Annotated in this window: 7 protein-coding genes; all 7 read left to right on the top strand. The window is 59.5% G+C overall.

The annotated features are described in order from the left end of the window. Window positions 1-1,479, top strand: a 1,479-nt coding sequence (locus tag ACWI8T_RS06975; RefSeq protein WP_449138425.1) for an InlB B-repeat-containing protein, incomplete at its 5' end; no start/stop codon positions are given. Window positions 1,480-1,485: 6 nt separating this feature from the next. Then, window positions 1,486-2,466 (top strand): DUF4430 domain-containing protein, encoded by a 981-nt coding sequence (locus ACWI8T_RS06970; RefSeq protein ID WP_449138424.1) that lies wholly within the window; start codon window positions 1,486-1,488, stop codon window positions 2,464-2,466. A gap of 1 nt (window position 2,467) precedes the next feature. Next, window positions 2,468-3,334 (top strand): energy-coupling factor transporter transmembrane component T, encoded by an 867-nt coding sequence (locus ACWI8T_RS06965; protein ID WP_449138423.1) that lies wholly within the window; start codon window positions 2,468-2,470, stop codon window positions 3,332-3,334. Further along, window positions 3,331-4,830: an ABC transporter ATP-binding protein gene (locus ACWI8T_RS06960; RefSeq protein WP_449138422.1), complete on the top strand. Its 1,500-nt coding sequence runs from the start codon at window positions 3,331-3,333 to the stop codon at window positions 4,828-4,830. The genes ACWI8T_RS06965 and ACWI8T_RS06960 overlap by 4 nt, the downstream gene beginning before the upstream one ends. Then, a complete protein-coding gene (locus ACWI8T_RS06955) occupies window positions 4,830-5,723 on the top strand; it encodes an ECF transporter S component (RefSeq protein ID WP_449138421.1) in 894 nt (297 codons plus the stop codon). The genes ACWI8T_RS06960 and ACWI8T_RS06955 overlap by 1 nt, the downstream gene beginning before the upstream one ends. Window positions 5,724-5,948: 225 nt before the next feature. Next, entirely contained in the window at window positions 5,949-7,304 is a 1,356-nt protein-coding gene (locus ACWI8T_RS06950; protein WP_449138420.1) for a cytosine permease, read from the top strand. A 148-nt stretch (window positions 7,305-7,452) separates the two neighbouring features. Beyond that, on the top strand, window positions 7,453-7,748 hold a 296-nt coding region (locus ACWI8T_RS06945; protein ID WP_449138419.1), incomplete at its 3' end, for an S-methyl thiohydantoin desulfurase domain-containing protein.

Here is a 7,748-nt window from a genome sequence, read left to right as displayed (position 1 = left end):
TGGGTCACTGACTCCGTGAGCAAAGCCGCTCAGTCAAATTCTCAGCTGACGGTTGATGGCAACTATCTCTACGTCGGCACCGTTGATGTCGACTTTGGAACGAACACGTACAACAACGGCCATCTGACGCGCATCAATATCCTGACCGGCGCTGTTTCTTGGCAGCATGTCAATGCCGACGAGGGTTATTACTGGACGGGCGCGACGGTGGGCGATGACTATGTCTTGGTTCCCACCAGTGCTGGTACCGTCGAGATGCTCAGCAAATCGACGGGCGCTGTGCTCGGAAGCGTTTCGGTTGGTGCTCTTGTCAACTCAAGCTGTGTGCTTTCGGCTGACGGCAGCCATGCCTATCTAATCTCGCGCGACGGTAAGCTGCACGTGTTGGCGATTTCTGATGGCGACTCACGCGATGCGGACGCCGCTTCGCGCATTACTGAGGAGCGCGTGGTTGACCTTGGCCTTACCGGCTGCGCGTGCGCGCCTTCGATGCATGACGGCAAGCTGATTGTCGGCGGCGAAGCCAATGGCAGCGCGGCGCTCGCTATCATCGATCTGAACAACGGCTTTGCTACGACGCTGATCACGACGGCAGACGGCTCCCAGCTGACGGCTGGCATTCTTGGTGGCATTAAGGGCGCTCCGCTGGTGAGTGCCCAGGCAGATGGCACGTATGTGTACTTTACGGTTAACTACGGCGAGACCTCTGATTTCGTTAACTACACCTCAGGCGGTGGCGTTTATCGCTACAAGCTGGGCGATGCCGAGGCTTCGGGTGTGTTTAGCGCGACGGGGCACTATAACTGTTGCGACTCGCCGATCGCGTGTGATTCCAAGGGCAATCTGTACTACATCAACGACTCTGGCACGTTGTTTAAGCTGAACGCTGGCATGAAGGTCTCGTTTAACACTGGCGAGGGATCCAAGGTCGATTTCCAGACTACGACCGCCAACGGCTCTGTCACTAAGCCTGCCGACCCGACGCGCGAAGGCTACACCTTTGCCGGCTGGTACACCGATGCAGCATGCACGAAGGCATACGATTTCGCGACCGCAGTAACGTCCGATTTGACGCTGTATGCCAAGTGGACGAAGAATGAAGCGTCTTCGCCTGACATTGATAATGCTGGCGGTAAGAAGGACAACGCGGACACGCAGCTAGTGTCGCAGGGCGGCTATGTGTCGCCTTCTTCGCTGCCTTTGTCGCAAAGCGCGCTTTCCAAGAACGATGGTGAAAAGGCCGACGATGGCAAGAAGACCGACGACCAGAAGAGCGCGAAGGCAAGCGATGCGAAGTCTTCCTCGAAGGCTGAAAATGATACTGCCACCAAATCGGCGGCTGCCGCAGACGACGGCGCATCTTCAACCGAGAGCGCTCTCATTTGGCCTTACATTGTTTTGGCGGTCGGCGTTGCTGGTCTTGCTGCCGCCACTGTGTGGTTTGTCGTCGCCCGTCGCAAACGTGATGGGGATGAGTAGCGAAGCATGTCTGACGAAATGAAACCCACTTCGGAAGACACGAAAATCACGGCGGGGAATGCTCCTCGCCGTGATTCGGCGGAAGCGGCGGCCCTTACCGTGGGGTCGCCGTCTTCGTCTTCCTCATCTCAAACGGCGCCTTCGGGCTTGGCGTCGAAGCGCACATCGCTCTCTTTGGCGACGCGTGCGGGCATCGCGGCTCTCGCGGTGGTGTCGGTGCTGTTCATCGGCGCTTCGGCATTCGCTTTGACGAATGGCTTTGGCCTTCCGGCCGACTCTCCTGTCGTTAAGGCCGCGGAAAGCGTTGGAATCGTGCGCTCGGCCGATGTCGAGGCCTCATCTGCCGACGGTGCCGACCAGGCGAAAGCCGACAAGGATGAAGCGTCGAACGAAACCAATGCCGCCGAAGAGGAATCCGAAGACAAGAAAGACGCGTCGAGTGACGCCTCTGGAAGCGACGAATCGAAATCGAAAGGCGATGGGTCATCGTCTGACAACTCGGACTCCAGTGGATCTTCCGATTCAGGCTCCTCTTCATCCTCGGGCGGCAACTCGTCTTCGAACGCCGGTTCGGGGTCGAGCTCCTCTTCCTCGGGCGCCTCTTCGAGCTCGTCGGGCTCTTCAAGCTCGAGTTCTTCGGCGGGTGGCTCCTCTCAACCGGGCACTTCCGCACCTTCCAGCACGGTAACCGTGTATGTTTCCGTATCGAGCTCTGCGGTGGGCAACCCCGTTTCGGGCGGCGGAACCTTCACGTTCAACCAAGGCGCGACGGTCTACGATGCCCTGTGCGCGTGCGGCCTCTCGATGAACGCATCGAACACGGGTTACGGCATATACGTAAGTGCCATTGGCGGCCTTGCCGAAAAAGAGCACGGCGGACACAGCGGCTGGATGTACTCAGTTAACGGCGCCGTTCCCATGACGGCGTGCAGCAATTATGTACTCTTAAATGGCGATTCCGTTTCCTGGTATTACGTGACAGGTTAGTATGACCAACGTTTTCCATACATATCACCCTGCAGTGGCGTTCGTCTTTTTGGCGAGCGCCCTTGCGCTGTCTATGGCGTGTCTGCATCCCGTGTTTTCGGCCTTGTCGCTCGCGGGTGCCCTTGCGTGTTCGTGCGTGTGCCGCGGCGGTCGCGCCACGCTGCTGTCTCTTCGGTGGATTGTTCCGTTGTGCCTGGTCGTTGCCGCAGCGAACCCGTTTTTTGTTGCATCGGGCTCAACCGAGCTGTTCCGCATAGGGCAGCGCGCCATCTATGCCGAAGCGCTTTTGTACGGCCTGTGCTCGGGCGGCATGTTCGCGTCGGTGTTTCTGTGGTTCGCGTCTTATTCCTCCTGCATGGATTCCGAAAACTCGCTCGCGCTGTTCGGAAACGCCGCGCCCGTCGTTACGCTCATGGTCTCGCAGGTTTTGCGCTTGGTGCCGCAATTCGTTTCGCGCGGCCGTGCCATCGCCGACGTGCAAGACAGCATGAGCGCCGCGGCTCCTCGCACAAAGAAAGATGCCGCGCAGGGACGCATGCGCATCGTAAGCGTGCTCATGGGGTGGGGCATGGAAGACGCCCTGGAGCGAAGCTGCGCCATGCGCGCACGCGGCTACGATTGCGGTGCGCGGCGCACGACATATGCTCGTTTTCGTCTGGGCGCATCTGACACCGCGGTGCTTGCTGCGGTGGTCGCCCTCGCGCTTGCAAGCGCGGTGTGCGCGTGGCTGGCGTTTTCTGGCTTCTCGTTTTATCCCGTGGTCGCGGGCATCGCGCCGTTTTGGCTGTATCTTCCCTATGCGCTGCTCATGCTGGTGCCTCCGGCGTTGTGGCTGCGCGATTGGTTGCAATGGAGGTCGTGCGAATGACGAACGAACACAATACCGCGCCCGCCGTGGAAACGCGTGGGCTTGCGTTCGCATACCCTGTGGGCAGCGGCGAGCCCGCATTTGAGATTTCGTGGCCCGACCTGCGCATTGATCAAGGCGCTTTTTGCGTCGTAGTGGGTTCGACGGGCTCGGGCAAAACCACGCTCTTGCGCTCGTTGAAGCCCGAGCTTGTGCCTGCGGGCGCATATCGCGGCTGGGCACGCGTTTTGGGCCGTGTTGCAAGTGGGGAAGGCGTGCGGGGCGAGCAAGCGTTTACGGCGCTTGAATCGGCGCAGTCGATTGGCTTCGTGATGCAAGACCCCGCCGCGCAAATCGTATGCGACACGGTATGGCATGAGCTTGCGTTCGGGCTTGAAAACGTCGGCATGCCGCAAAATGAAATGCGCAGGCGTGTGGCCGAAGTCGCGCACTTCTTTGGCATTGAACCGTGGGTGCGCAAGAAAACTGAAGACCTCTCGGGAGGCCAGAAGCAAATCGTGAACCTGGCCAGCGTGCTGGCGTTGCGTCCGCGCGTGCTGCTGCTCGACGAGCCCACGGCGCAGCTTGATCCGAATGCCGTGAAGCAGTTCTTGTTCCTGCTGGGCCGTGTGAATTGCGAGCTCGGCATTACCGTGGTCGTCGCGACGCATTCCCCTGAAGATGTTGAGGCGTATGCGACGCAGCGCATCGACCTGGATGCGTCGGGCGCTCCTGCGCCGCGCGAATCGGCGGAAGCGGCCCTTGCGCCCCGTTGGGAAGCGCGTGCGGCGGCATGTACGCATGCCGATGCGGCGATTCGCGTTCGCGATGCGCATTTTCGCTTCGACCGCCGCGAGCCGTGGGTGCTGCGCGGCATCGATTTGAATATCGTGCGCGGTTGCGTGCATGCGCTCGTGGGCGGCAACGGCTGCGGTAAAACCACGCTTCTGCGCTGCCTGGCGGGCGTGTTGAAGCTGCAACGCGGCCATATTGACAACGCTCTAAGGTATTCCCAGGCCTTACTTCCTCAAGATCCGAAGGCGCTGTTCGTATGCGATTCGGTGCGCGAGGAGCTTATGGAGTGGTCGACTCGCTGCGGCTATGGACAGCGTGAAGCCGCAGCTATGGCGCGGCGTTTTGGGCTTGAAAGCTTGGGAGCGCGCCACCCGTATGACCTTTCGGGCGGCCAGCAGCAAAAACTCGCGCTTGCGAAGCTTCTGCTCGCGAACCCCGAGGTGCTCTTCCTCGATGAGCCCACCAAGGGCCTCGACCCGGCGTCGTGTGCCGATTTCTCCCGAACGGTGCGTGAGCTTGCCGATGGAGGCAAAACGATCGTTTTCGTGACGCACGATCTTGATTTCGCGCTCGTCACGGCCGATTTTGTGTCGATGCCCTTCGATGGCGAAATCGCGTGCACCGAACCTGTTCAGGCGTTCTTTGCAAACAACATCGTCTATCGCCCGAATGCCGCAAGCCGCCTTTTCGGCGAAATTGCGGCAGAAGGCGGGCGTGCATAATGGGGGCGGCACACGGGAATGCCGGCGTTCGCACTCGCATCGCGGCTGAAATCGTCGCCATTTTCGCCACGCCTGTTGTGTTGGTGGCGTGCGCCATCGCGAATTTCGACCAGACCGCCTTGCTCACGCTCGTCGTGGTACTTGCGAGCATAGGTGTCTTTTTCGCGAGTTACGAGGCGTCGCGCCCCCGTCTGCGCGACATCATGCCCACGGTGGTGTTGGCTGCCCTTGCCGCGGCGGGCCGCATTCTGTTCGCGCCCATTCCCGATTTCAAGCCGGTGAGCGCCATCGCGATTATCGCCGGCGTCGCATTCGGGCGTAAAAGCGGGTTCATGGTGGGTGCTTTAGCGGCGCTCGCTTCGAATTTCTTCTTCGGCCAAGGCCCGTGGACACCGTGGCAAATGTATGCCTGGGGCTTGGTTGGCTATGGGGCCGGGTTGCTCGCGATGGTGCCTGCAAAGCGACGGGCGGTAGAGTCGAAGAACTCTTGTCGGGCTCGTAGTAGGGAGGCGACCGGCATCGCGAGCGATTCAGCGTACCCTGTTTCGCCTGATGGGGAAACCGAAAGCGCCGCCTTGTTACCGCATCAGGCGCGTACCGATAAGGAAAATCGAGCCTGCTCCACTCGCCGCCTGATCGATGCGCATCCCACCATCGTGTACGCATACGGTTTTCTGGCTTGCCTCGGGTACGGCTTCATTCTGAATGCGTGGAGTATCTTGAGCTTCTTCCACGCTCAGGCGTCAGGATGGGCGGGCATCTTGGCGGTGTATGCGACGGCCCTGCCTTTCGATATCGTGCATGGCGTAGCGACGGTTATGTTCTTGCTCGCTTTGTATGGCCCGTGGCGTCGCAAGCTCGAGCGCGTGCGCAGGAAATTCGGTTTGGCGTAGGAGCAGGCAATGCAGCGAATGCTCGCCACCGAAGTTCATGGCCGCCTTGCCTTGGCGCGCAAGGAGGGCGTCCACGCGCCCCGTTTTCGAACGGGACTCTGAATATTCTTCTGTAATATGCATTTTCTTGAATATGCTGTTATGACGTGCCTTCTTTTTCACATTCGTGCTTTAGTGTGCTAAACTGCCCGAATTATTGCCTCGTATGGAAAGAAGGAATTACCCATGTCTTCTGAACAAGAAGCCATGAGCTTTGAGACCGAGGGCCTGTACGTTTCGGAATCGGAACGTCAGGGTTGGTGGTCAATCGCTCGCATTTGGATTGGCAACGCCTTCAATGTCTCTTCGCTTATTACTGGTGCCGCGCTCGGCGCGGGCCTCACGTTGTTCGATAGTTTCTTGGCTGCGTTTATCGGCTTTGGCATTATCGTCGCCTATATGAGCCTTGTGGCTATGGAATCGGCCGATGTGGGACTTCCCACGGCGCCCCTTTCCACGGCGGCACTCGGCAAGAAAGGCGGACGCTATATCGTTGGCTTCATCATGGGCGTGTCGCTCGTGGGCTGGTTCGGCGTGCAGGCTGCCGTGTGCGGCGCGTCGTTCTCGATCGCTTTCGCCGACCTTACGGGCTTCGAGATTCCTGTATGGATTTCCGCTGTCGTGCTTGGCGCGCTCATGCTCGCATCGGCGATTTACGGCTTCGATGGCGTGAAGTGGGTGAACACGGTTTCTGCTGTGCTGCTGTTTGTCATTTGCGTGTACGGCTTGGGCATTTCTATCGCGGGTACTGGCACCGATTCCATTTTCAACTATGTGCCCGTCGAGGGCATGGGTTTGGCTGCTGGCATTAGCATCTCCGTCGGTCTGTTTGCCGTAGGCGGTGCTAGCGTGGGCGACTTCACCCGTTACGCGAAAGACCGCAAAGCCGCCGTGGTTTCGAGCGTCGTTGGCGTGTGGCCGGTGAACATCCTTGTGCTCATGATGGGCGCTGTGCTCGCTATCGCCGTTCCTGAATCGGGCGGCGACATCACTATCGTGCTTTCGAGCATGGGCTTGGCACTTATTTCCGTGGTCGCCATCGTGGCTTCCACGTGGGCCGTAAACGTTGGCAACGCCTATTCCGCCGGCTTGGCATTTACGGCCATGGCGGGCAAGGGCGAGGAATCGTACAAGCTCACCACGATGATCGCCGGTATTGTCGGCCTCGTCGCCGCTGCCGCGGGCATTATGGATTACTTCACCACGTTCCTTACATTCCTTTCGGCCATGGTCCCTGCGCTCGCTGGCACCATGATTGCCGACTACTTCTTCATTCGCAAAGGCCGACCCGAGAACTTCAAGCCTCTCGAGGGCATCTCGGCGCCGGGCGTCGTGAGCTTCGCGGTGGGCGCCGTGTTTGCCATGGTGACGGGCGGCACGTTCGTGGGCACGCCGCTCGAAATGCTCGATTTCCCGCTGTTTATTGGCCCTGTGAACGGCATTGTCGTTTCCATGATTTTGTACGTGATTATCTACAAAGCCATGAAGTTGCCTGCATTTGACGGTTCTATCGTGCTTTTCACGAAGAAGTCGGCCGAATAGGGTAGTCTGGAACCACTACGCTACAAGCCGCTCGCAAGGGCGGCTTTGCTTTAATCGGGGTGCCCCGCGGGGGCGCCTGAAGGTAAGCGGCATATGTCGCAAAGTGCCCTGCCGCGTGCGGCGGGGCTGAACTAGGAAGGGGGCTCGCGTGAGGAAAATCGGAATCGAAGATATCGACGACATCGCGCTTGGCTCATCGCTTTTGGGCTCGGGTGGCGGCGGCGATCCATATATGGGTCGCTTGGAGGCCATCGCAGCCGTGAAGAAGTATGGTCCGGTCGAGCTGCTTGACATTGATGAAGTGCCTGACACCTGGACCGTCGCGCCTATTTGCGGCGTCGGCGCTCCGAGCGTGTCGCTCGAGAAGGGCACGAACGGAGTCGAGTATCCCAAGGTTCGCGCCATGATGGAGCGCATACTTGGCCGCAAGCTCGATGCGTTTTT

This window comes from Slackia sp., from assembly GCF_977041755.1.
Note: the sequence above shows the minus strand (reverse complement) of the source record. Positions and strands in the feature narration are given on the sequence as shown.

What these genes read in the sequence shown, in the direction of transcription:
- ACWI8T_RS06970 (WP_449138424.1), top strand. Translation starts at nt 1,486, where the DNA reads ATGTCTGACGAAATGAAACCCACTTCGGAAGACACGAAAATCACGGCG.
- ACWI8T_RS06955 (WP_449138421.1), top strand. Translation starts at nt 4,830, where the DNA reads ATGGGGGCGGCACACGGGAATGCCGGCGTTCGCACTCGCATCGCGGCT.
- ACWI8T_RS06950 (WP_449138420.1), top strand. Translation starts at nt 5,949, where the DNA reads ATGTCTTCTGAACAAGAAGCCATGAGCTTTGAGACCGAGGGCCTGTAC.
- ACWI8T_RS06960 (WP_449138422.1), top strand. Translation starts at nt 3,331, where the DNA reads ATGACGAACGAACACAATACCGCGCCCGCCGTGGAAACGCGTGGGCTT.
- ACWI8T_RS06965 (WP_449138423.1), top strand. Translation starts at nt 2,468, where the DNA reads ATGACCAACGTTTTCCATACATATCACCCTGCAGTGGCGTTCGTCTTT.